Below are 22,945 nucleotides of genomic sequence, written 5' to 3'. Positions count from 1 at the left end.
CAGCCGACGATGTGGCACACTTCCAAAGGGGATATTCTGGAGAGCACAAGCCTTGAAGAAGATTTATGAGCGGCCTGCTCTGGTCAAGAAAGGCAATTTGAAGTCGATCACCGCCTCGGTCAACGGCGGCGTGGTGGTTTCCGGGCGGTGACTTCGGAACGCATCTGATTTTTTGTGGCGAAATATTGGGGAGACGGAACCATGAAGAAGACCTACGCGCGGCCTGCTCTGGTCAAAAAGGGCAATTTGAAACTGATCACGGCCGGGACCAACGGCACGGCCGTGACCTCGAACCCGCTCCCGCAATAGTTCAGCGCGTCAGCACCAAATCGTCCAGCACCATTTGCCAATGATGTTTCGTCGAAAGACGGACACGGGTTATTTCTTTGAGCATCGGGGCGTAGTGCAGCGGTGAAAGCGCCGATAGCGCCAGCGCATCGCTGGCTACCAGTTGCTCACCCAGCCAACACTCGAACAGCGCCATCTCCCCTTCCGACTTTAGCCATGCAGCGCTCACAAGCACTGAGTGGAAACCGAACGGCGTCTCGCTCCAAAACTCGGCCGGGTAGCCACTGCTGGTATAAGCCACGTGGTCGCCCGAGACATTGCCGTTGACATAGCCTTCGCTGCCCTTGGTGTGGTCCTGCGCCATGGCGTTCAGGTTGCGCCATTGCAGCCCGGCATGGCCGCATGGGATTTTGCGGAAGCCTCGCCCGGTGACGTCGTCGAAGCCGATCGTGCGCAACGCCGGCTTGCCAGCCAGCGTTTGCGGCGACATCAGCCCGAGATCGGTCGGATAGGGCGAAAGCGCGAGCTGCCGGTCGAGGCCGCCGCCGGCGATCACCACCGCGTCGGCCTCATCGGCAAGCTCAAGCCGGAAGGTCGTGTCCGGCGCCAGCGCCCGCCTCTCCAGCTCTTGCCCGCTCGCCATCACCGACAGTGTCGCGGCGCCGTCCGCCGCCATCCTGCCGGCCAGGCTGCGCGGCGGCGCCAGGCCGACCGGCCTCGGCAGGTCCTGCGACACCAGACCGGTGGGCGAGCCCGGCTCCAGCCAGAAACGCTGCGATTGCGTCACGTTGGCACTGGGCGACCGCCATCCCGGTGGCACCGAAACCGAGAACCCGTAGGCGCCGGGTAAGCGGATCGCGGCATTGACCGAAGATGTCGACATGGCAAAATTGGCAAAGCCAACGTTGTTTGTCCTGGCGGAAGCCACAAAGCCACCCTGCTCGTCGAACAGCCGCACCATGATACCGGCCATCGGCCGGTCGCCCACACCATATTTACCGTCGCGGTCGACATCGAAATAGACAAAGGACGAGTAGTTGACGGTGCCGGTACTGGGCCCCCAATCGCCGCGCACGGCATAATCGTTGGCCGGATCGGCCCGGCGAGCCGTGCGGCGACGGGACCGCGCTTGCCGCAACACCCAGACGACGCATGCCGCGACCGCGATGATGGCAGCGGCCGTGAGCATGATTTCGACGAGGCCGAAATCATGCATGGCAGATACGCTTCGGTCGGCGATTGCTGTCGATGTTCATGGACAACCCGGCTGCAAGAGTAAGCAACGTAGCTTGCGATATCGCCGCTGCACAGATGGTGCCGGCAGTGACGGCGTGGTGATGCCGCAAGGCGCGTGCTTCACCTCAACTCCACCCAGACCGGCGCGTGGTCGCTGGCGCCATCCTCGCCGCGCACGTCGCGGTCGATGCCGGCCCCTTTCAACCGGCGCGCCAGTGTCTTCGACAAAAGGATGTGATCCAGCCGCAGGCCCGCATCGCGCGGCCAGCGGTTCCGCCGGTAATCCCAGAACGTATAGAGCGTCTCATGCCGGTGCTTCTTGCGCAACGCATCGGTCCAGCCTTGCTCGAGAAGTGCGGCAAAGGCAGCCCGGCTTTCCGGCTGCACCAGCGCGTTGTCGTCATAGGAGCGGGTGGCATAGATGTCGCGCGGCTCGGGCACGATGTTGTAGTCGCCGGCCAGCACCACAGGCAGGCCGGTGTCGATGAGTTGTTCGGCATGTGCGTTGAGCCGCTCGTGCCACGCGAGCTTGTACTGAAATTTCGGCCCCGGCCGCGGATTGCCGTTAGGCGCGTAGAGGCAGGCAATGACGATGCCATTCACCGCCGCCTCGATGTAGCGGCTCTGCTTGTCCCCATCGTCGCCCGGCAAGGCATCGCGGGTCAGGACGGGCTCAGCGCCCCGCGCCAGGATGGCCACACCGTTCCAGGTCGGCTCGCCCTTCCATACCGCGCCATAGCCGGCATCTGCAAGCGCGGTGCGCGGAAACTGCATGTCGCGCACCTTGAGCTCCTGCAGGCAGACGACATCGGGTCTGGCGGCNGCGCGGTGCGCGGAAACTGCATGTCGCGCACCTTGAGCTCCTGCAGGCAGACGACATCGGGTCTGGCGGCAGCCAGCCACGCCAGCAGGTTCTCGAGCCGGCTGTTGATGTTGTTGATGTTGAAGGTGGCGATCTTCATTTCGGTTCGTCATCCTCGGGCTTGACCCGAGGACCCATGCCGTGACGTCTGCCAAGGAATGCAGCGGTGCAGAACTTTGCTCCGTTGCGGCTCTCGAAAGCCATGGCATGGATCCCAGGGTCTGCGCGCGTCGCTTTGCTCCTTGCTCCGCCCTAGGATGACGAAGTCGATGGTTGCGCCATCCAATCCCTCACCGTCTCCGCCAGCGTCTTCAAATGATCGGCCGTCGAAAACCCCGAAATGCTCTTGCGCGGCTTCAGATCGTGGTCGCCATCCTCCAGCCAGACGACCTCGATGCTGTCGGAAAGCTCATAGCCCGCCACCTCCTCCGGCGTACCGAACTCGTCGCGCGTGCCTTGGAAGATCAGCGTCGGCGTCTTCAGCCCGGCCAGGTGCTTTGTCCGCAACTGCTCGGGCTTGCCAGGCGGATGGAAGGGATAGCCGAGGCAGACCAGCCCAGCGATCTCACCCTTGGCGAACATCTCGTCGGCGACCATCGAGGCGACGCGCCCGCCCATCGACTTGCCGCCGATGATCAGCGGCCCAGTCACACCCCTGGCGCGAAGATCGGCGATCGCCTTGATGTATTCCGGGTTGACCGTCTCGGCCCGCGGCGGCGGCTTGCGGTGGCCGTAGCGGCGGGCCGCCATATAGTGAAACTCGAAGCGCGCGACCTGGAAGCCGGCGGTGGCGAGCGCCTTGGCGGTGGCGGTCATCGAGGGAGAATCCATCGACGCGCCGGCGCCATGAGCGAGCAGGATGGTGATGGGGGCGGTATCGTCGCCGTCGAAGAGGAAGCTGGTCATGGGGTGAGGTCCAGCGCGACGGCGACGCTGCCAATCTCCCCCCTTGTGGGGGAGATGCCCGGCAGGGCAGAGGGGGGCGCCAAGGAATGCCGGCCTTTCAAATTTCCCCAAGGCGAGACGGTCTGAAATGAGCCGATCCGTCGGCGGGACAGCGTCCCTCTCTGTCCTACCGGACATCTCCCCCACAAGGGGGGAGATCGGCTGTTATCGCGGCCTTCGCCAATCATGATCACCCCGCCGTCCGCGCCAGCTGCATATCCACGAACTGCACGCCCTTGGCCGCCACCCCAGCCCATTCCGACACCCCGTCAAGCTCCAGATAGCGCACCCACAGCCGGCGTGCCTCCGGCAGATTGCCGGCGTCGAATTCGAGCCGGGCGAGGTTGAACACCGGATCGGCATAATTCTTGTCGAGCGCGATGGCCTTCTGCAAATGCCTTCGCGCCGAGGCCTCGCGGCCCTGCTCGCTCATCAGCCCGGCGAAGTTGAACCAGGCTTCGACGAAGGCCGGGTCGAGTTTTATGGCGCGGGCGTAATCATGCGCGGCCTCCGCCGCGTGGCCGCCGGCGCGCAGGCAGTTGGCGCGGTTGAAGGCGGCGATCGCATCGGTCGGGTCGATGGCGAGGCAGCGCTGGTAGAGTGCCGCCGCCCCGGCATGGTCGCCGCCCTCCTCCGCCATTTCGGCCTCGGTGAACAGTTCCTCCAGCGTGTCGTCGCCACTGGCGGCGGCGCCGAGATCGAACAGCAACTGCCCGTCGAGTTCGCTCTGGCCGCCTTCGAGATAGATCGCGTCGGGCCGGCCGTGCTGCGAGCCGACATTGAGCGACTTGGCGGTCAGCGAGGCGACCGGGCCGGAGCGGTGCACGGAGCGCGCGATCGCGCCCCAGGCCGCGCCGCCGGCCACCAGCCCGGCATATTTGCGCGCCAGGATCAGGTCGCGAAAGGAATAGGGTTCCGCGTCATGCTCGAAGGCATCGAACAGCGAGAGCAGGTCAAGATCGGCGCCGGACAGCCGCGATTGCTCGATCAGCGATTGCCTGGACAACGAGGACGTCTCCGGCGCCGTCATCAGCCCGAGCAGGCGCAGAAAGCCGTTTTCGCTGATCAGCGTTCGCCCAGCCACGCGCTCGGCGGCGACACGGCGCTCGATCTCGGCATCGCCGCCTTTCGTCAATCCGGCCCTGGCAAGAAATGTGCGGCCAAACACGACATGCGTGGTGCGCCGGGTGATGCCACGCCTGAGTTGGCCGTGCCGGCGCTCGACCTCGCGCGCGGCGAGCCTGAGCGGAAACGCCGCCAGCGCGCCGATCGTGCCGAAGACGGCGCCTGGAACCGAAACGGCTGGTGCCGTCATTTCTTGCTCTTGCCGACCGCCTTCAGCAGATTGGCCTTCAGCGGATTTTCAGCCGCACCGCCCGCTGCCGCCTTCTTGGCGGCCGGCTTGGCGACTTCATCGGCCTTGCTCTTCGACTTGGCCGGCGGCTTCGACTGCGAAAGGCTGGCCTTCAGCGCATCCATCAGGTTGATGACATTGCCGCGCTCGGGTGCTGCCGCGATGATCGGCTTATGCCCTTTGAGCTTCTCGCGGATCATGCCCATCAGGGCGATCTCATAGCGGTCTTCGTAGTTCTTCGGGTCGAAGGTGGTTTCCTTCTGCTTGATCAGCGCTTCGGCGAGTTCAAGCATTTCCGGGTCGGGCTTCCCGGCTGGAATGTTGCCGAAATATTCAGCCGTACCGCGCACTTCGTTCGGGTTCCTCAACGTGCACACGAACATGCCGTTCTCGCGCGCGCCGATCGTCACCACCCGCTCGCGGCTGGACAGCACAAGGCGAGCAATCGCCAGCTTACCGGATTTGCGCATGGCTTCGCGCAGCACGGCAAAGGTCTCCTCCGCCATCGCGCCATCGGGCGCCATATAGTACGGTGCGTCCTGGTAGATGACGTCGACCTCATCCTCGTCGACAAAGGCCTCGATGTTCATCGTATGGTTGGATTCGATCCTCACCGCATCGAGATCGGTATCGTCGATGATGATGTACTGCTTGTCCTCGTACTCGTAGCCCTTGACTAGGTCCGAGCGCTCGACGAGCCCCAGTTCCGGGTCGACCGGCTTCATGTTGATGCGGTTGTGGGTCTTCTTGTGCAGCTGATTGAACGAGATGCGTTCGCTGGCGCTGGTGGCGGGATACAGCCGCACCGGACAGCTCACCAGACTGAGCTTGAGATAACCCTTCCAACTTGCCCTGGGCGCCATGCTACACTCCTACGCGGCCATGCACTGACAAAGAACTGCAGCGCTTTCGTCCTAAGGACGATTGGCGCCGTGGAAATCCTACACCGACCCCGCATAATACCGGCAAATCCCTGACGAAATGTTTTAGCGCGCTGGAAGGGTCGGGAGCGGAGGATAGTTCAAATTGTATGAAGCGTCGATAATGCTCTTCGTCATCCTAGGGCGTAGCAAGGAGCGAAGCGACGCGGCGCAGACCCTAGGATCCATGCCGTGACATCGATCGAAGAATGCGGCGGATCAGAATAGCCGTAGATCGCGCCACCCGCTATCGTGGCCACATGACCGGTTACGTCTACATGACCGCAAGCCAAAAGCGTGGCACAATCTACATCGGTGTCACCAACGACCTCGGTCGTCGCGTACCCGAGCACAAGTCCGGCCAAGGCTCAGGCTTCACCAGTCGCTACGGTGTGCAACGCCTGGTCTGGTACGAAGAGTATTTCGACATTACTGATGCCATCCAACGTGAGAAGTCCCTGAAACGCTGGCCACGGCAGTGGAAGATCGAACTGGTCGAGACGACCAATCCGGAATGGTTCGAGCTCTTTCGCGGAACTGGTTGGTGAGCGTTTTGCACCGTCGCGGCGCCCTTAAGTCGCGGCATGGATCCTAGGGTCTGCGCGCGTCGCTTCGCTCCTTGCTTCGCCCTAGGATGACGAAAGAAGGGCCGGCAAATCCCGCGCGAACTCCTCGATCTCCGCCCAGGGATCCCCCGACGTTTCCAACAACCCCGGCAGCGACGAATAGTTCAGGTCCTGCGGCGCATCGATCGTCTCCAGATCGCCCCAGCTCACCGGCGTCGAGGCCGGCAGGTTGGTGCGCGCCCGCAGCGAATAGGGGGCAGCGGAGGTATGGCCGCGCGCGTTGCGATGATAGTCGATGAAGATGCGCTTCTTGCGGTTCTCCTTGCCCATTGTGGTGGTAAAAGTGTCGGGCGCCGTCGCCGCCAGATGGGTCGAGATGGCGCTGGTTGCCTGGTGAAGCTTCTTCCAGTTCTGCTTGCGCGTCACAGGAACCGTGATGTGGATGCCGTTGCCGCCCGAAGTCTTGGCGAAGGGCACCAGTCCCAGCCGCTCCAGCTCACCCTTGATGTGCACGGCGGCCTCGACCACCTCGCGCCATGAAATCCCCTCGCCCGGGTCGAGGTCGAAGACGATCTGGTCGGGCTTGTCGAGGTTGGCGCGATGCGTGCCCCAGGTGTGGAACTCGACGACGCCGAACTGCGCCAGCGCGAGGTAGCCCTTGGCGCCTTCCACCGAGAGGTAGGATTTGGTCTCGCCCTCGGAATTGGTCGCCTCGAACGTCGCCACCGAAGGCGGCATGCCGGTGAAGGCGTGGCGCTGGAAGAAACAGTCCTTGGGCAGGCCGGTCGGGCAGCGCACCAGCGACACCGGACGGCCGAGAATATGCGGCAGCATGAAGTCGCCGACCAGCGCGTAGTAGACGGCGATATCGAGCTTGGTCGGCCCGGTCTTGCCGAACAGCCGCCGGGTTGGGTTGGTGACCCAGATGGTGGCGAGGTCCGCCTCCGAGATCAGCCTTTTGCGCTTGGCCGAAACCGGCGTCGACAAGCCGACATCCCGCAGCCCCCGGAACACCGCGTGGCGCAGCGCATTGTCTGATGTGCGGTTGGCATAGTGGATGTGGGCCGAGAACAACGGCTTCACCCAGTTCATCTCGCGCATGATCTCGCGCGGCACGCCTTCCGGCGCGGTCGCCCCCAATGTCAGCGTCTCCAGCCGGGCGAGCAGGTCGGCGGCGGTTTCGGCATCGAAACCGGTACCGACCTTGCCGCGATAATGCAGCTCGCCATCCTCGAATTCGGCAAGGCCAAGCGCGGCGAGCCCCTCGGCCGCGTCGGATATGGTGAAGCCGGCGATGACGAAATCGCCGGTCTGCCGCGCCTTGGTCTTGGTCCAGCTCTTGGTGCGGCCGCTCTGGTAGGTCGCGGTCGCCCGCTTGGAGACCACGCCTTCCAGCCCGAGCTCCGAAGCCTGATCGTATAGCCCCTGCCCGGAACCTTCGACATGGTCGGAGAACTGGATGGCGGAGTTGGCGCCCAGCCCGCCAAGCAGTTCGGCCAGCAGCGCCTTGCGCCGAAGGAGCGGCGCCTTCATCAGGTCCCAGCCATCGAGATGCAGGAGATCGAAGGCATAGAAATGCAGCTTGCTGCCGGCGCCCTCGGCCAGTGCATCCTGCAGCAGCGCGAAGCGGCTGATACCCCGGCCATCGAGCACGACGATCTCGCCGTCGATGATGGCCTCACGGCACGGCAGTTTGGCAAAGGCATGCGGTAGATCGCCATAGCGCTTCGTCCAGTCGATGCCCGCGCGGGTCATCAATCTCACCGCTCCGTCTGTGAGATGCGCCATGGTGCGATAGCCGTCGAACTTGATCTCGTGCAGCCAGAGCTCGTTTGTGTTCTCGGCAAGGCTTTCGCCGCCCGGCGGCTTCGGCACCTGTGTCGCCAATTGCGGCTCGATGCGGCTCAGCGCCCGCGCCTTGACCGCGCCGGGCAGCGTGCCCGGCTTCAGCGACCCGGGCTTGGGCGCGGGTCTGGCCGCCGGTTTCGCGGACGCCGCCAGTTCCTCGATGCGCAATCCGGATTTCACGCTTTCCGGCCGCGCTTCCAGGATGTCGAGTGCGGTATCGGAGGCAAGGTCGCGCTCTTTGAACAGCAGCCAGTTTTTCTTGTTCTCATCCTCGCCGGGTTTGAGCTTCAGCCTGGTCAGCATCCAGCCGCCATTGAGCTTTTCGCCGGCCAGCCGGAACTTGAAGGCGCCTGTCCCGAGGCTCTTCTCGACATCGTCCATCGGCGCCCAGGTGCCGGTATCCCAGACGATCATCGGCCCGCCGCCATACTCGCCTTCGGGAATGACGCCCTCGAAGTCGATATATTCGAGCGGATGGTCCTCGGTCTCGACGGCCAGCCTTTTGTCGGCGGGGTTGAGCGAGGGTCCGCGCGGCACCGCCCAGCTCTTCAGCACATCGCCGACCTGCAGCCTCAGATCGTAATGGTCAGCGGTGGCGTGATGCTTGTGGACGACGAAGCGGTTGCCGTGAGCGGTGATCGGCCCGCCCGCCGGCTCCGGCGTCTTGGAGAACTCGCGCTTGGCGCGATAGGTTTTCAGTTTCGGAGACGTGGTCATGGCATGGAGCGAAGTATGGCAACCAAGTACCACCGCCGCGTTCCGTCACACCCCCCTCTGTCCTGCCGGACATCTCCCCCGCAAGGGGGGAGATTGGATGTCGCGAATGCTTTCGCCAATCTCCGATGGCGAAGAAGAGACGCCAAGCTCGAAGCTGCCGATCTCCCCCCTTGCGGGGGAGATGGCCGGCAGGCCAGAGGGGGGTGCTGTCCCTCCAGCGTTCCGGAAGGAGTGGGGATCACGCGCTCAATCGTCAGCAACCGGCGTCAGCTCGAGCTCCGCCGGGGTCAATCCTTGCTGCAGCTGGCTCAGCCGGAACTCATCCACCCAATAGGCCTCGCCGTCGACCAGCACGCGCGCCTGGTAGGCGCCGTCTGAAAAGCTCTGCGCGGTGATGTAGACCTTGTGGCGATCGAGCGCCTTGCGCACCGCGGCGCGCTTGGCATTCTGGCCGGAGACGGGACTGAACATGACGCTGCCCTCGGTCGCCCTGACAAACAACACGGCCGCTCCCGCGGCCCGGCGACTGGCCTCAAGGATGACGGAGACGCACGGTCCTGTCAATTTCGCGCAGCTCAGTCAAATTCTGCCAGGCTTTTGAAGAGGTTTGGGCCTCGGCCTGAATCAAAACATGAGACCGCTGTCGAAATTCGTTCTCCAGGAACGACATTGGTGCGGCGGCGATGAACATCGCGTTGCCGATCACGCCAGACAATGGGAGCACCACAATGGCCAAGATGCTTGTCATCTACAAAACCCCCGCCGATCCGGCTGCCTTCGACCGGCAATATTTCGACATCCACGTGCCGCTGGCCAAGCAGCTTCCCGGCCTGCAACGCTACGAGATCAGCCGGCGGCCGATCGTGAATGTCCTGCAGGGCGAGGTGCCCTATATCGTGGCGACGCTTTATTTCGACAGCCTGGAGGCCATCCGCAGCGCCTTTGCCAGCGAGATCGGCCGGGCCTGCGCCGTGGACAGGCGCAAACTCGCCGGCGATGACGATCTCGCGGCGATGCTGCTTTTCGATACCGAACCGCTGTGAACTGGCTTCAGTCCTTCAACCGCCGCAAACGGCGCATCACGCCCTGCACGGCCTTGAACAGCCCTGGCCGGGAGCGGATGAAAAGCTCGGTCTTCCCGCGCAGCCTGATAAAGGCCGTCGAGCCCCTGCCCCGCAGCGTAATCGGCACGCATAGCTCGGCCAGCACCGAACTCGACGCGCCGATATGCTGCTTGTAGCCCTGGCCGCCGACCGACAGGTCGAAATAGTCGAGCCCTCGCGCACGTCCCCACATCATCAGCTTGCCGATCATCGTCAGGCCCGGCGCAGCGTTGGCGACCGCGTCCTGATCGATCCCGAGCAGAAGGGCGTGCATGGTGCCCTTCATGATCAGCACGTACATGACGGCGAGATAGTCTTGACCGACACGCAGCCCGAAGACCCGCACCGATCCGTCGGTCAGGCCCCGCATGGCCGAGTCGCGGTAGAAGTCGACGACCGGCGCCTGGGTCAGGAGGTCGAAACGCCCGAGCTCACGAAACCGTTTCAGCCGCAGTTCAAGGAGCTTGTCGAAGAGTTCCTGCGTCAGCGTCGGCGTGTCGGCCTCGACCAGGGCGAGCCCTCCCATTTGTTCGAAGCGGCGGCAATGCTTGTGGAAATTCTTGGCGAAGGACGATTTGCAGATGCGCTTGATCAGCGTCTCAGGTTCGCCGTGCAGGACGAGGCCCGAGGCGATCTGGATCGAGTCGCGCGCCACCGAAAGCAGCGCCAGCGGATTGGCGGCGCCGTGGATCTGCTGCGGGATGCCCGCGATGTGGATGCGGTCCGCCGGCGGCAGAACCGAGCGGATCGCGGCCCAGGCTGCGTCGGCACCTTGCGTGGTCCATTCTCTCTTGTCCGCCAGCAGCGGTGCCGAATAATCGCATACGCCGCGGCTCAGCCATTCGATCACGGTGTGGCCGAGTGCCCGGCGCCGCATCAGCGGCAGCAACATGACAGGCGCGCCGGTGGCGGCGTCGTTGACTTCGACGACGAGCAACTCGGCGCCCTGGGGCATCAGCCGTTTGGCGATTCCTTCCACCCAGGCAAGGCTCTGGTGGCCAGTACACAGGCCATGCGCCTCAACGAGCAGCCATAGCAGCCTTACCGTGTCGAAGCTGGTGTGCAGCCGGGCCGTAAAGCGCTGGGTTGCAGCAGCACCGGCGACAGTCGGAGAAGGCGAGCCATCGGGCAAATCCGCTGTCGGAGTCGTTCGCATCGCGTAGCTTGCCACATGCTTCTCCTGTCATTGCGGCTCGCTGGATCCCCCACGCAAACGCCGCAAGCCTCGCATCAGTCCCTGGGCCGCCTTGAGCAGCCTTGGGTTGGAGCGCACGAAGGCCTCGGCCCGGTTGCGGAACTCGATGGCAGCGCCCGCGACACTGCCACGCATCGTAACCCCCTGGCGAAGCTCGGCCAGCACCGAACCCTTGGCGCCCATATGTCCCTTATAGCCCTGGTTGCCGACCGACAGATCGAAATAATCGAACCGCCGCTCGCGCGCCCAGCCTATCAGCCTGCCCATGATCAAAAGGCCAGGTGAGACGTTGGGAACCGCATTCTGGTCTATCGCTATCAGCAAAGCGTGAACAGTGCCTTGATGGACGACCAGATATTGAGCGGCGATCAGAGCCTCGCCAACGCGCAGCCCGAAGAGCCGCACCGATCCGTCCGACAGGCCCTGCAGGGCGGCTTTGCGATAGAAATCGACAACCGGCTCTTGCGTCAGCAGGTCGAAACGGCCCATTTCGCGAAAGCGGTTGAGCCGCATCCGGACCAGACCGTCGAAGATGAGCTCGACCAGGGCGGGTGTGTCGGCCTCGACAAACTCCAGGCCGCCGAGCCGTTCGAGCCGGCGCCAGTCCTTGCCGAATTCCTTGACGAAGGATGGCCTGCACAGACGCTTGAGGACGGTTTCCGGGTCGCCGTCGATGGCGAGCCCATAAGTGGTCTGCATGGAATCGCGCGTGGCCGCGAGCAAGGCCAGTGGATTGGCGACGCCGTCGATCCGCCGCGGAATTCCGGTGATGTGGACGCGGTCCGCCGGCGGCAGCACGGAGCGCACCGCCGCCCACGCGGCCTGCGCGGATTGTGCGGTCCACGCGCTCGCATCGGCCAGCAGAGGCGCCGAATAGTCGCAGACGCCGCAGCTCAGCCACTCGATCACCCGATGGCGAAAGGCTGGCCGCAGCATCAGCGGCACCAGCATCAGGGGCGCGCCGGTCACCGCGTTGTTTACTTCAACGATGAGCGCCTCCGCGCCGGCCGGCATCAGCCGCGCCACGATCCCCTCGACCCAGGCAAAATGCTGGTGGGCGGTGCAGACACCATCCGCCTGGAAGCGCAGCCAGAGCGGTCTGACCGCCTCGAGGCTTGTGTGCAATCGCGCCGTGTAGGCGTCGTTCGCAGAGACAGCGGCAGGTTGGGAGACCTGCCCGCCGGGCAGGCCGTCCACCGCAGCAATTTGCACTGCCTCGCCTGTCAAATCCATCTCCTACCGCTTTGCCGCGGCGAACGGGACCGCTCGCCGCCAAGTGCCCGGCCGGCTGTTGCGCTGCTGGTCCGGGTGCTCGATGTTCCACATGCGATGACGCACGAAATACCATGATGCCACGAGCACGAAGATCTCCGAGATCGCGGAACCCGCCAGCGACCAAGGTGGAGAGGCTATGGCCAGCAGGATCGCGATCAGCGCCAGCCCGACGATCGCGCCGCCCGTCGTGATGAACGCGACGATGCGGAAATCGCCGAGGATCTCGAGCACGATGCGGGGCATGATGTAGAGCATGATCGGGACAAAATTCGCGATCACGAACACTCCGATGAAGCCCACCGAGGCATCCTGTAGGGCTTGGGATTTTATCATCGGCAAGACCGCCATGATGGCGCACCCATAAACCAGGCCGCCGAGCCCCATGACGAGCGACCAGATTTTTGCCTGCGCCCAGACACGGGCCGTTTCGTTGTTCCGCATCAGCTTCGCCAGCTCCGGCTGCGTCATGTTCACGAAGGCAAGACTGATGATGCGCAGCGGGGCAAACAGCACCAGCACCGCCGCCAGCGGAGCATAGGCGGCAGGCCCGGCAATGCCGGCAACCAGCAGCGCCAGGCATTGGCCCTGGATGTTGGTGGTGGTGGCGCTGAAACCCGACCACCGCAGCTGGGGCCAGAGCCTGGCATAGCGCCGCCGCGTCGGCATGCGGAAGCTGATGCGGATCGTGCGGCGCGCCAGCCGAACCAGGACGACGATGCCAAACACGTTCGCCGCGGCGAGAGCATAGAACACCGTCTGCAGCGCGCCCTGGGCGAACCAGATGGTGAACCCGGTCAGGACGGTGCCGGCGATGGTGAAGGCGGCGTCGCTGATGGAGACGACCACCTGCTGGCGACGGGCGAAGAATGCCGTGCGCATGTGGCTGCGCAACGACCATGCGCCGACAAAGCAGCCGGCGGCGATGCCGCTCGGATCGCCCAGGACGCGCATCAGGATCGCGGTGCCAACGGCCATCAGCAGCGCCACCACCACCGCCGCCGTCCCGAAGGCGACATCATGGGCGTCGACGCCGGCGCTGTTGGTGCTTTTGCTCATCCAGATCGAGGCGGGAACGGCGGTGAGCGATCTGATGTAGGACAGGCCGACGCCGCCCATCACCATGCCAATGGCGAACAGGCCGTAGCCTTGTGCCGACAGCATGTGCAGCAGCGTCAGGTTGAGGGCAAAGTGAAAGCCGCTCTGCATCGCCTCGCCGCCGACCATCAGCACGAGGCGCCGCACCAGATGGCCCGGGTATCTCACGATCGTGTCTCCGCCTGGCGGCTGCTTGCCGCCCTGCCCGGCCTTGCCATGGTCGCCTTCAGCTTGTCGGCGGCGATCGCAGCGATCGCGGCCGCCGCGACCGGTTCGCTGAAGACCGCCTCATAGCGCGCGCGGCCTGCGGCGATAAAACCGCGCCAGGCCTCGGGGGTAAGGATGATCTCCTGCAATTTCCTCGACAGCGCCGCTGCGTCGCCTGGCGGCACATGCCAGCCGGTCTCGCCGTCGCTGACCACCTCGACCAGTCCACCGATCGCCGACACCAGCGGCGGCCGGCCATAGGCCATCGCCTCGATGGCGACACGGCCCAGCGATTCGGGGCGTCGCGACGGCACGGTGACGATGTCGGCCCAGCGATAATGCTCCGAAGGGTCCGGTATGAAAGGCAGGACACTGACACGCCCGGTCAGGCCCATGCTGCCGACCAGTTCGGCCAAGGCGCGCTCGCGCTCGACGCTTTCGAAGGCGCCGCCGACCAGCCGCACTTCGATCCTCGACTTGAGCTCCGCCGGCATGGAGGCGATCGCCTCAAGCAGCACTTCCTGGCCCTTGATCCGGTTGATGCGGCCAAGCAGCAACACCCGCAGCGGGCGCTTGCCGTCATAGGTCATCGCTTCGGCCGCCGGCGGGCCGGCAACGCCGTTGTAGACGACGTGCGAGCGCGCGGATTTGGGCTCACCGAATGCGGCGCGGGTTGCGCGCGAGTTGAAGATGAGATCGGCATGGCTCCAGTGCATCAGGCCGACGAGGATCCGGCGCATGGCGCCTTCGGGAATTTCATGGATGTGCAGCACCGCCTTGCTGGGCAGGAAGCGGGCAGCCAACGCGTAATCGGCGACGATCGAGGTGTTGACGTAGGTGAGATCGTAATTCCTGAGCCGCCGCCATGCTCTCAGCACGGCAACCGGCAGTCGGGCCATCTCGACGGTGGCAAGGCGCGCGATGGCCTGGCGCCTCAGCACCCATAGCGGCTCGAAGACGATGCGGCTGGCATGCGGTTCGAGGATCCGTACGATAGGGCCGCTGCGCGGCAGCACGACTTCGATGTCGGCGGACGGAAACGCCGCGCGCAACGCAGCGACGCTCTCCGCGAAGCTGCGGTCTGAACCATAGAGTTCATATCCCTGATGAACGCAGGCAATCCGCATCTTTGTATCCCGCCAGGTGCTGCACCATCGCATTGACTGACGATGTGCAGAAACCGCTACGCAAAAATCATGCCTGGCTTGATCTGCCCGGCCGCCGGCCAACCAACCATTGCACTGCCTCGTTTCGATGCAGCTACGCACAGAAGGGTTGACCGAGAATGAAACAACCACCGGTCCAACACTGTTTTTTTACAACCCGGAGCGATGATCACCTGCCCAAACGCGAAGATTGTGAGATGGCACGGAAATTGCGGTCTCTAATTATTAATGCAGCAATTGCTAATATAAAGAACCTCTGAAAGCGCCAACAGCCATGAAATCGGAAAAGCCTTCCATCCTGATCCTGGGGACCCGCGGCATTCCCGCGGCCCATGGCGGCTTTGAAACCTTCGCCGAGAAGCTCGCACTTTTCCTTGCCGGGCGGGGCTGGAAGGTCGGCGTCTACTGCCAGGAGGAGGTCGAGCGGGTCGACCGGAGGATGCGCACCGAAACCTGGCGCGGCATCGAACTCATTCACATCCAGGTCGCCTCGAAAGGACCGCGCGCGACGCTGGAATTCGATTGGCAATGCGTGCTCGACGCCGCCCGGCGGCCCGGCGTATGCCTGGTGCTCGGTTACAATGGCGCGGTCTTCCTGACCTGGCTCAGGCTGATGCGGCGCAAGATTATCACCAACATGGACGGCATCGAATGGCGCCGCCCAAAATGGGGACCGGCGGCACGCACATGGTTCTGGCTCAACGAGTGGATCGGCGCCTGGGCCTCGCACCGCCTGGTCGCCGACCATCCTGTCATCGCAGACCATCTGGCGACGCGCCGGCCGCGCAGTGCCATCACCACCATCGCCTATGGCGCCGACCCGGTGACGGCGGCACCGGAGGCGCCGGTTCGTGCGCTCGGCCTCGAGCCCGGCAAATACCTGATCTCGATCGCGCGCATCGAGCCCGACAACAACATCCTGCCGATCGTCGAGGCCTTCTGCAGCCAAAAGCGCGACATGAAGCTGGTGGTGCTGGGCACGCTCTCCGACGAAATCCCCTATCATGTCGCCATCCGCAAGGCGGCGAACGCCTCTGTGGTCCTGCCGGGCGCCATCTACGACCAGGCGACGGTGAAGGCGCTGCGGTATCACGCGCGCGCCTACCTGCATGGCCACACGGTCGGCGGCACCAATCCTTCGCTGGTCGAGGCACTGGCCGCCGGCAACATGGTGATCGCCCACGACAATCCGTACAACAGGTGGACCGCGGGTGCCGCCGCCATCTTCTTCAACGATACGCAGAGCTGCGCCGAGCGGATGCAGCAGGCGCTGGAGGACGACGTCCTGGTCAAGGCCTGCGGTGAGGCAGCGAGGACGCGCGCCCGCGAAGCCTTCCGCTGGGAGGATGTCCTGGTCGCCTACGAGAATGAAGCCTACCGGCTTCTCGGCGTAACCGCTGCCGAGAGGGTCGCGATCGACCGTCCCTCGGCCGGCGCGGTATGACGGGCTGGTCCCGACGGCGGCTTCTCAGGACGGCGCTGTCGCTGGCGCCGGCAGCAGTGGCGCTGGCACCGCTTTCGTCCATAACTCCCGCCCTCGCCGCCAGTGGCGAATGGCGCTTTCGCCGCGGCGTCAACGCCTGGCCCTGGTTTGCGCTGACGCGTGAATTTCCGGCACCGCGCACCGACTATACCTGGCCGCCGTTCCAGTCGCAGCGGCCGGTGCCGACACCAGACGATCTTCGCCGGTTGCGCAAGACCGGGCTCGATTTCATCCGCCTGCCCGTCGATCCCGGCCCGTTCCTGGCAGCCGACGCCGCCACGCGCGGCAAGTTGCAGGACATGCTCGACGCGGCCGTCACCGCCACAATCGACGCCGGTCTCGGCATAATCGTCAACGTCCAGGCCAATGGCGCCACCCATTACTGGAACCCCGACCGCATGGTCTCCAGCACCGCGGCGCCCGAATTCGCGGCCTATCGCGCGCTGATCGGCGAGCTTGCCGGCAGGCTCGCGCGGTTCACGCCGGGCATGGTGGCGCTGGAGCCGGTCAACGAACCGCCGCAATCCTGCGATTCCAACGTCTGGTCGCAGGTCCAGCTTTCCCTTCTGACGGCGGCCAGGGCATCGTCCGCGACCTTGCCGATGGTCGTCACCGGCGGCTGCGGCTCGATGGTGAGCGGGTTGACTGCGCTCGATCCCGAACCGCTGGTTGCCTTCGAGCCGATCCTGTTCACCTTTCATTTTTACGAGCCCTATCTGTTCAGCCACCAGGGCGCGCCCTGGATGCGCGAGCCCATCTATCGCGCGCTGAACAATGTGCCATGGCCGGCCTCCGCCGGTTCGCTCGACGCGACGCTGGCCTCCGTCAGGGCACGCATGGCCAAGGATAGCGAGACCTCCGAAGCGGACAAGAAAGCCGCCTACGCGGAAACCGAGCGCGTGCTGAAGGTCTATTTCGACGCCCGGCCCGACCGCTGGTTGATCGACAAATATCTCAGCCAGGCGCGCGACTGGGCCGACAGCCATGGCATTGCACCGGACCGTGTCGTCCTGGGCGAATTCGGCGCGCTGCGCACCGACGCGCGTTATGTGGCGGCGCCCAATCCCGATCGCGCCCGCTACATCGCCGATGTCAGGCAGAGCGCCGAGTCGTTCGGCTTCCCCTGGGCCTTCTGGGACCTCTTCGACGGCATGGGCATGATGGACGACACCACCCGCGCTCTGGACCCGGCGATGGTGGAGGCGCTTGGGTTGAGGATGCCGGAGTAGGCGTATTTCTAAATACGGTTGAGTTCCTTGGCGCCCCCCTCTGTCCTGCCGGACATCTCCCCCTCCAGGGGGGAGATTGACAGTTTTGGCGCCGGCTTGTCGCTTGCAACATAGGCGATTGGCGAAAGCCGGTGCAACATCCGATCTCCCCACTTGAGGGGGAGATGTCCGGCAGGACAGAGGGGGGCGCCGTAGGGCGCTACCTTCGCAACCCCGGTGCGCTCCGCCCCACCGCAGCCCGCGCCGGCCTGTACAGCACCAGCGCGATCGCCACGAATTTCGTCATGAGCGTCGTCTTGGAGGCAAGGCTCTCGGAGGTGTTGAGCAGGATCAGCCAACCCAGCATCGGCAGCCAGATGCCGGGATGGCAGCGGCGCGCGACCTCGAGCATGAAAAGGGTGAAGCCGAGCAGCATCAGCAAGGTGAAGAACGCGCCCTGGTAGAGGACCAGGCGGATGATCGGATTCTCGATGCCCTGCTCGAGGCCGCTGATGCGGCGCATGCTTTCGAGGAGATCGATATCGGGCCCGACGATCAGGTCGCGCAGTTCCAGATGCTTGAAGAGCTCGAACATTTCGACGCGGGCATTGGCGCTGCCGCTGTCCGACACGAAGCGCTCGAGCAGTGCATCGAAGAAGCCGTAGGAGAACAGCATGGCGAACACGACAGGTAGCAGCGAGGCGAGCATGACCGCCAGGGCGGCGCCCGGCAGGCTGATACGTCCTCGCCGCAGGTAAGCCACGCCACTGACAAGCAAATAGATGCCACCGAGAACAATCGTCGTCACCATCGCCGAGCGCCCGCCGAACGCGACCAGCGCGGCGAATTGCAACCCGACCAGCCCGAGCCGCATCGGCATCGACAGCGATCGTGAGCCCGAAAGCAGCGCCAGCACATAGATCGAGGTGATCGTGGCATTGGCCAGCGGATGCCCCTGAAGGGCGGTCGAGCGCAGGTCGGAAACGAACACCTCGCCGTCGAGCCGGTACGGGAAGATCAGCGTCTTGGTCGCGAATTCGAACAGCGCCAGCACTGCATTCGCCGTCATGATCGCATGAACGACCGTCTGCAGCCGGGCGAAGGTCCGTTCGTCGTTCTCGCTCAGCATCATCACCAGCAGCGCCGGTGTCACGAACGTGTCGATCATGCCGGCCATGCCGGGGCGTTGCCTGACGATGACGATGATCAGCAAAAAGATCGAAATGACTGCCAGCAATGCGCTGGCCGGCCGCCTGTCGGCGACATGGATGGTGTAGCCGACCGGATTGCCGAACGTGCATGAGCGCCAGACAAACGCCAGCACCAATACATAGGTGGACGGGTGGATCTTGGTCGCCGGATTGCCGATCAGGCCGTCATAATTGTAGCCCACCAGCCATAGCATGCCGCCCGAGACGGCGAACAGCAAAGCCACCGTCGCGACCAATCCGAAGCGGGTCACCAAGTCGACGGAGCTGCCGGCGCGGGGCGCGGCGGCTTGACCAGCTTCTGTCCAGCTGGCTGCCGGGTTGGTGGCCCGGACGGCAGCCATGTCAGGCCGCCTCGTCGACCAGCATCGCGCCTGTCGGCAGCCGCCCCATGACCGAAATGGCCTGCGTGGCTGCCGTGACATCGCGCATTGGTGTCGAATTCAGTGTGGCGACGATCAGGATCTCGTCGACCATGGACACCAGCGGCGAGGCGTTGAGATTATCGGCCAGCGCGCCGCCATCGATGACGACGAGCTCGAAGCTGCGGCTCGCCTGGGCCAGCATGTGCTGCGCGAAATAGGCGCCCTGCGCCTCCTGGAAGACCGCGGTCGGCCGGCCCCTGCCCAGCACCGCGACATTGCTGCCGGGCCTGTACTGGCTCAGCGCCTCGAAGGCGTATTCGCCACGCAGCACGTCGAGCAGGCCGGGTTGCGGGTCCTTTTGGCGGCTGCCGGCATTGACGTCGATGAACAGGACGCGGCTGCCCCGGGCAGCGGCTGCATTGGCGAGCAGGCGCGCCACCCTGCCGCGCTGCGCGGCGTCCTCGGGCGGCGACGTCAACAGGATCGACGGCACCAGCGGCCAGTTCGGCGGACGCCGGCCGGAAGAGAACATGCGCCGGAGCGCCAGCCCCGCGACCGCATCCATCTTCTGGCTGGCCGGTGCGGCCGAGCCGCCGAAAGGCCACCAGCGGCGACCGCCCGACTTTGCCGGCAGCACGCCCAGCACGGGGGCTTCGATGGCCGATTGCATCTGATTGCTGGAAAGCACCGTCGGCGAGGAATATTCCGCGATCAGCGCCAGGCCGGTGCCCAGGCCCAGGCCGCCGAAGATCGCGCCGACTAGCAACAGCGCGAGAGGCGGCCAGCTCTTCTTCAGGGCGGGCATGGCCTTGGAGATGATGCGCGCATTGGTGCTGTCGACATTGACCTGCTCGCGCGTTTCCTGCGCCCGCTGCAGATAGGTGGCGTAGACGGAGCGCAGCGCCTCGAGATCGCGCTGCAATTCGCGCAGCTTGACCGAGGCCTGGTCGGTATCGAGCGACTTGCTCTTCATGCCGGCGACCTTCGCTTCGAGCGCCTGCTGGTTGGCCAGCGCCCGCTCGTAGTCGGTTTCGGCGGCGGCGCTGATGCGGCCGAGTTCACGCGCGATGAGCGCGCGCGTATCGCGCAGCTGCTGCTGCGCCGCGATCATCGAAGGGTGGCGCGGCCCGAGTTCCGTGCCGAGCTGCGAAACCTGGTCGACAAGCGTTGCCTCCTGCGCCCGCAGGCTCGAAATCACCGAGGAACGCATGGCCTCGGAGGTCGCCTCCGGCGCACCGCCGGACCTGCGCAGTTGGTCGACCTGCGCCTTCAGCGTCGCGGTGCGGCTCTGCGCCGCCGAAAGCTGCGTATTAATCTCGGTCAGTTCCTGGTCGCTGACCAGATTGCCCGCCGCCATCACCATGTTGTTGGCGGACTTGTAAGCCTCGACGGCATTCTCGGCCTTCTGGACGCGCTTGCGCTGTTCTTCCAGCCGCGCGCCTATGGAATCGGAAGCATCCGTCGCCATCTTCGCGCGCGCGGCGGCCTGATCGGCCAGGTAGGCCTGCGCGATGGCATTGGCGAGCTTTGCCGCCTTGTCGGCGCTCTTGGCCGTGACGATCACGTCGAGGACCAGCACCTTGTCGGCCCGCTTCACCGCCAGCACCCGGCGCAGCGCATCGAGCGTCTTCCCCGTCTTGTCGGTTTCGGCCGATCCTGAACCTAGCAAGCCGCCGAGCCAACGGCTCAGTAACCCGCCCTGCCCGTTAAATTCGGGATCCTCGGTCAGGTTGGTCGCCTGGATGGCCCTGAGCAACACGCCCGTCGACTGGACGACGCTGACTTGGCTTTCCACGATCGTGATGCCGCCATCGGGCGGAACCCGGCTCGGATTGACGTCGTTGTTGACCACCTGCAGGTCTTGCGGATCGATGATGATTTCCGCCACCGAGCTATAGAGCGCCGGAGTGAACAACCCATAGAGCAGCGTCACGAGGGTCAACAGCGCGGCGGTCGCCAAGATCAGGAAACGGCGGCGCACCAATATGCGCTTCACGTCACCGAGTTCGACGGTCGAGGGTGCGTAAGACGGCGCCGGCACTGCCTCCGGAGCGTATTGCATCACCTCGGGAGGGTGTTGTTGCGGCATCGAGAGCAGGGATGATTGCAAGGGTCGCTCCGACAACACTCCATCTGCCTGCAAAGATCAAATTGCGGCGTGGTTCTAGCTATTCCTCCAATTGTTAAAACACTGTTAATTATATTGGGAAGTCTTAAGATTTCTGGCACGAAGTTTGCGTAGTAAAGGCACGGGTGTGTTGACACGGCGCGGGCGAGCGGGAAACGAATGGAAATGGGCCAGATTTTCACCCGACCCCGCCCGTCCGGCAATTCCCCATGCCCAATTTTCGATCAGCCAGATACCGAACGTCAGAATGCTAGGGGTGCGACATGCAGGTGAGCCTGCGCCTGGACAGCGAGGGCCTGCGTGCCTTTCACCTGAACCTGCTGCAGCGCCTGGCGGCGACGGCGCAGGTTTCCGTCGACGTCAGGCCAGCCGAAAGCGGCATTCCGGACAGCGCCGCGGCACTGTTTCAGCTTGAGACGGCCATTCATGGCCTGCCCGCCAACGGGCTGGCCAAACGCTTGCCGCTTTCGGCGCTCGGGCCCTACCAGGCGACGCAGCCCTCCGCGTCACCGGACCTGGTGATCGACCTTTGTGGCGACGTGAAGCTGGAAGGAACGCGGGTCTGGCGCGTCACCTATGACGGCGTCGCCGGCGAAGCGGCGCTACTGGCGCTGATCCTCGACGGCCGCACGCCGATTGCCCGCATCGAGGAGAATGACACCACTATCGCCGAAGGACGTCTGGGTACCGAATATGGCGGCATCGCACTGGCCACCTTCCAGGATATGCTGGCACGCACGGCAAGCCTGATCGTCGCGGCAATGACCAGCGCGACGCATGCCGCCCTACCCGTCCTGCCCGAGCCAGCGCAGGATGGCGCCCCGCCGCAAATACCCTCCACCGCCAAGCTCGGTGTCAGGGCGGGCAAGGCGCTGGCGCGGCGCATCGTCCAGAAAATCTACCACCTCTGCTACAACGCCCCGCACTGGAAGGTCGGCTGGCGCGACACCGCCGGGCGGGATCTGTTCGACCTGCGCGCGCATCCGGCAACCGGCTGGCAAGTGCTGCCCGACGACGGCAGCCGCTTCTACGCCGATCCGTTCCCGATCCTCTACCAGGGAAAGGTGACCCTGTTCGTCGAGGACTATATCCATCGTCTCGGCAAGGCCATCATCTCCGCCGTGCCGTTCGGCCCGTCAGGCCCGGTTGGCCGACCGGAGCCCGTGCTCGACCTGCCCTACCACCTATCCTACCCCTTCGTCTTCGAGCGCGACGGCGAGGTCTGGATGGTGCCGGAAAGCTGCGCCAACCGCACTGTCGATCTCTACCGCGCCACCGCCTTTCCCGGCGGATGGGTCAAGGAAGCGACGCTGCTGTCCGACATCGTGGCCAGCGATGCCACCCTGGTCGAGCATGGCGGGCGCTGGTGGCTGTTCGCCACCGTCCGAGATGGCGGCGGCGCGTTCTCCGACGCGCTGCATCTGTGGTCGGCGCCCGACTTTCGCGGGCCGTGGACACCGCACCCTAAGAACCCGGTGCTGATCGACATCGCCTCGGCGCGCCCGGCGGGCCGCATGGTCAAACGCGGCAACGACCTGCTGCGCCCTGTGCAGGACTGCCGCAGGAGTTATGGCGCGGCCCTTGGTATCGCACGCATCGCTCACCTCGATTTGAACGACATGGAGCAGGTTGTCGAGACGATCTTAACCCCTGGTGCGCTATGGAGTGGCCGCAAGTTGCACACGCTCAACGAGGCGGGCGGCCTGGAATTCATCGATGGCTCGGCGATCGCGCCGCGCTGGAAACAAAGAGGCGGCGGTCATTAACCTGAACATT

The 22,945-nt window shown here is 64.6% G+C and carries 20 protein-coding genes and 1 pseudogene; 7 read left to right on the top strand and 14 right to left on the bottom strand.

Annotation, left to right across the window (positions count from 1 at the left end; genetic code table 11):
* Positions 1-52: 52 nt before the first annotated feature.
* Both X743_RS1000000172895 and X743_RS1000000172890 read left to right on the top strand, forming a co-directional pair.
* A complete protein-coding gene (locus X743_RS1000000172895; protein WP_023767201.1) occupies positions 53-151 on the top strand; it encodes a hypothetical protein in 99 nt (32 codons plus the stop codon).
* Between the two features lie 50 nt (positions 152-201).
* Positions 202-309: a hypothetical protein gene (locus X743_RS1000000172890; protein WP_023767200.1), complete on the top strand. Its 108-nt coding sequence runs from the start codon at positions 202-204 to the stop codon at positions 307-309.
* A gap of 1 nt (position 310) precedes the next feature.
* Here the strand turns inward: X743_RS1000000172890 and X743_RS148310 are convergent, their stop codons facing one another.
* The 5 genes and pseudogenes from X743_RS148310 to X743_RS148330 form a co-directional block, all read right to left on the bottom strand.
* Positions 311-1,504: a hypothetical protein gene (locus X743_RS148310; protein ID WP_023767199.1), complete on the bottom strand. Its 1,194-nt coding sequence runs from the start codon at positions 1,502-1,504 to the stop codon at positions 311-313.
* 140 nt (positions 1,505-1,644) lie between these two features.
* Positions 1,645-2,486 (bottom strand): annotated as a pseudogene (locus X743_RS148315) (exodeoxyribonuclease III).
* Between the two features lie 152 nt (positions 2,487-2,638).
* Entirely contained in the window at positions 2,639-3,292 is a 654-nt protein-coding gene (locus tag X743_RS148320) for an alpha/beta fold hydrolase (protein ID WP_023767196.1), read from the bottom strand.
* A gap of 229 nt (positions 3,293-3,521) precedes the next feature.
* Entirely contained in the window at positions 3,522-4,646 is a 1,125-nt protein-coding gene (locus X743_RS148325) for a tetratricopeptide repeat protein (RefSeq protein ID WP_023767195.1), read from the bottom strand.
* The gene (locus X743_RS148330) at positions 4,643-5,548 is read right to left on the bottom strand and encodes a Ku protein (RefSeq protein WP_023767194.1); all 906 of its coding nucleotides are present in this window, start codon (positions 5,546-5,548) and stop codon (positions 4,643-4,645) included. The genes X743_RS148325 and X743_RS148330 overlap by 4 nt, the downstream gene beginning before the upstream one ends.
* 317 nt (positions 5,549-5,865) lie before the next feature.
* On the opposite strand from X743_RS148330, the gene X743_RS148335 reads away from it, so the two are divergent.
* Entirely contained in the window at positions 5,866-6,153 is a 288-nt protein-coding gene (locus X743_RS148335; protein ID WP_023767193.1) for a GIY-YIG nuclease family protein, read from the top strand.
* 81 nt (positions 6,154-6,234) lie between these two features.
* Here X743_RS148335 and ligD read toward each other — a convergent pair whose 3' ends face one another.
* The 3 genes from ligD to X743_RS1000000172260 form a co-directional block, all read right to left on the bottom strand.
* Positions 6,235-8,736 (bottom strand): DNA ligase D, encoded by a 2,502-nt coding sequence (gene ligD / locus X743_RS148340; RefSeq protein ID WP_023767192.1) that lies wholly within the window; start codon positions 8,734-8,736, stop codon positions 6,235-6,237.
* 246 nt (positions 8,737-8,982) lie between these two features.
* Positions 8,983-9,207 carry a hypothetical protein gene (locus X743_RS148345; protein WP_031250567.1) on the bottom strand — a complete coding sequence of 75 codons (225 nt, stop codon included), beginning with the start codon at positions 9,205-9,207 and terminating at the stop codon, positions 8,983-8,985.
* A 61-nt stretch (positions 9,208-9,268) separates the two neighbouring features.
* Entirely contained in the window at positions 9,269-9,472 is a 204-nt protein-coding gene (locus X743_RS1000000172260; protein WP_156934470.1) for a hypothetical protein, read from the bottom strand.
* Here X743_RS1000000172260 and X743_RS148350 point away from each other — a divergent pair.
* Positions 9,465-9,779, top strand: a complete 315-nt coding sequence (locus X743_RS148350) for an EthD family reductase (protein WP_031257971.1) — start codon at positions 9,465-9,467, stop codon at positions 9,777-9,779. The two genes, X743_RS1000000172260 and X743_RS148350, sit on opposite strands and share 8 nt — an antisense overlap.
* A 7-nt stretch (positions 9,780-9,786) precedes the next feature.
* On the opposite strand, the gene X743_RS148355 is transcribed toward X743_RS148350, so the two are convergent.
* Genes X743_RS148355 through X743_RS148370 form a run of 4 tightly spaced genes read right to left on the bottom strand, consistent with a single transcriptional unit; the run spans position 9,787 to position 14,738 of the window.
* Entirely contained in the window at positions 9,787-11,010 is a 1,224-nt protein-coding gene (locus X743_RS148355; RefSeq protein WP_031257970.1) for a GNAT family N-acetyltransferase, read from the bottom strand.
* A gap of 12 nt (positions 11,011-11,022) precedes the next feature.
* Positions 11,023-12,267: a GNAT family N-acetyltransferase gene (locus X743_RS148360; RefSeq protein WP_023767188.1), complete on the bottom strand. Its 1,245-nt coding sequence runs from the start codon at positions 12,265-12,267 to the stop codon at positions 11,023-11,025.
* 3 nt (positions 12,268-12,270) lie between these two features.
* Positions 12,271-13,572, bottom strand: a complete 1,302-nt coding sequence (locus X743_RS148365; protein ID WP_023767187.1) for a hypothetical protein — start codon at positions 13,570-13,572, stop codon at positions 12,271-12,273.
* Complete coding sequence (locus tag X743_RS148370; RefSeq protein WP_023767186.1) at positions 13,569-14,738, bottom strand: glycosyltransferase family 4 protein; 1,170 nt, start codon at positions 14,736-14,738, stop codon at positions 13,569-13,571. Before X743_RS148370 ends, X743_RS148365 begins: the two co-directional genes overlap by 4 nt.
* Positions 14,739-15,051: 313 nt before the next feature.
* On the opposite strand from X743_RS148370, the gene X743_RS148375 reads away from it, so the two are divergent.
* Positions 15,052-16,221, top strand: coding sequence for a DUF1972 domain-containing protein (locus X743_RS148375; protein ID WP_023767185.1), 1,170 nt, complete (start codon positions 15,052-15,054; stop codon positions 16,219-16,221).
* Positions 16,218-17,489 (top strand): cellulase family glycosylhydrolase, encoded by a 1,272-nt coding sequence (locus X743_RS148380; RefSeq protein WP_023767184.1) that lies wholly within the window; start codon positions 16,218-16,220, stop codon positions 17,487-17,489. Before X743_RS148375 ends, X743_RS148380 begins: the two co-directional genes overlap by 4 nt.
* 199 nt (positions 17,490-17,688) lie before the next feature.
* Here the strand turns inward: X743_RS148380 and X743_RS148385 are convergent, their stop codons facing one another.
* Both X743_RS148385 and X743_RS148390 read right to left on the bottom strand, forming a co-directional pair.
* On the bottom strand, positions 17,689-19,020 hold the full coding sequence (locus tag X743_RS148385) for a VpsF family polysaccharide biosynthesis protein (RefSeq protein ID WP_023767182.1): 1,332 nt from the start codon (positions 19,018-19,020) through the stop codon (positions 17,689-17,691).
* A gap of 1 nt (position 19,021) precedes the next feature.
* Positions 19,022-21,151, bottom strand: a complete 2,130-nt coding sequence (locus tag X743_RS148390) for a Wzz/FepE/Etk N-terminal domain-containing protein (protein WP_031257969.1) — start codon at positions 21,149-21,151, stop codon at positions 19,022-19,024.
* 281 nt (positions 21,152-21,432) lie between these two features.
* Between X743_RS148390 and X743_RS148395 the strand changes: the two genes are divergently transcribed.
* Positions 21,433-22,935, top strand: a complete 1,503-nt coding sequence (locus tag X743_RS148395; RefSeq protein WP_023767180.1) for a formyl transferase — start codon at positions 21,433-21,435, stop codon at positions 22,933-22,935.
* Positions 22,936-22,945: the final 10 nt, after the last annotated feature.

It is taken from the genome of Mesorhizobium sp. LNHC232B00 (assembly GCF_000502435.1).
In the GTDB taxonomy this organism is placed as follows: Bacteria; Pseudomonadota; Alphaproteobacteria; order Rhizobiales; family Rhizobiaceae; genus Mesorhizobium; species Mesorhizobium opportunistum.
This window is presented reverse-complemented; position numbering and strand designations above follow the sequence as displayed.

What these genes read in the sequence shown, in the direction of transcription:
- X743_RS148330 (WP_023767194.1), bottom strand. Translation starts at nt 5,548, where the DNA reads ATGGCGCCCAGGGCAAGTTGGAAGGGTTATCTCAAGCTCAGTCTGGTG.
- X743_RS1000000172890 (WP_023767200.1), top strand. Translation starts at nt 202, where the DNA reads ATGAAGAAGACCTACGCGCGGCCTGCTCTGGTCAAAAAGGGCAATTTG.
- ligD (WP_023767192.1), bottom strand. Translation starts at nt 8,736, where the DNA reads ATGACCACGTCTCCGAAACTGAAAACCTATCGCGCCAAGCGCGAGTTC.
- X743_RS148320 (WP_023767196.1), bottom strand. Translation starts at nt 3,292, where the DNA reads ATGACCAGCTTCCTCTTCGACGGCGACGATACCGCCCCCATCACCATC.
- X743_RS148375 (WP_023767185.1), top strand. Translation starts at nt 15,052, where the DNA reads ATGAAATCGGAAAAGCCTTCCATCCTGATCCTGGGGACCCGCGGCATT.
- X743_RS148350 (WP_031257971.1), top strand. Translation starts at nt 9,465, where the DNA reads ATGGCCAAGATGCTTGTCATCTACAAAACCCCCGCCGATCCGGCTGCC.
- X743_RS148395 (WP_023767180.1), top strand. Translation starts at nt 21,433, where the DNA reads ATGCAGGTGAGCCTGCGCCTGGACAGCGAGGGCCTGCGTGCCTTTCAC.
- X743_RS148345 (WP_031250567.1), bottom strand. Translation starts at nt 9,207, where the DNA reads ATGTTCAGTCCCGTCTCCGGCCAGAATGCCAAGCGCGCCGCGGTGCGC.
- X743_RS148385 (WP_023767182.1), bottom strand. Translation starts at nt 19,020, where the DNA reads ATGGCTGCCGTCCGGGCCACCAACCCGGCAGCCAGCTGGACAGAAGCT.
- X743_RS148380 (WP_023767184.1), top strand. Translation starts at nt 16,218, where the DNA reads ATGACGGGCTGGTCCCGACGGCGGCTTCTCAGGACGGCGCTGTCGCTG.
- X743_RS148335 (WP_023767193.1), top strand. Translation starts at nt 5,866, where the DNA reads ATGACCGGTTACGTCTACATGACCGCAAGCCAAAAGCGTGGCACAATC.
- X743_RS148310 (WP_023767199.1), bottom strand. Translation starts at nt 1,504, where the DNA reads ATGCATGATTTCGGCCTCGTCGAAATCATGCTCACGGCCGCTGCCATC.
- X743_RS148370 (WP_023767186.1), bottom strand. Translation starts at nt 14,738, where the DNA reads ATGCGGATTGCCTGCGTTCATCAGGGATATGAACTCTATGGTTCAGAC.
- X743_RS148325 (WP_023767195.1), bottom strand. Translation starts at nt 4,646, where the DNA reads ATGACGGCACCAGCCGTTTCGGTTCCAGGCGCCGTCTTCGGCACGATC.
- X743_RS148360 (WP_023767188.1), bottom strand. Translation starts at nt 12,267, where the DNA reads ATGGATTTGACAGGCGAGGCAGTGCAAATTGCTGCGGTGGACGGCCTG.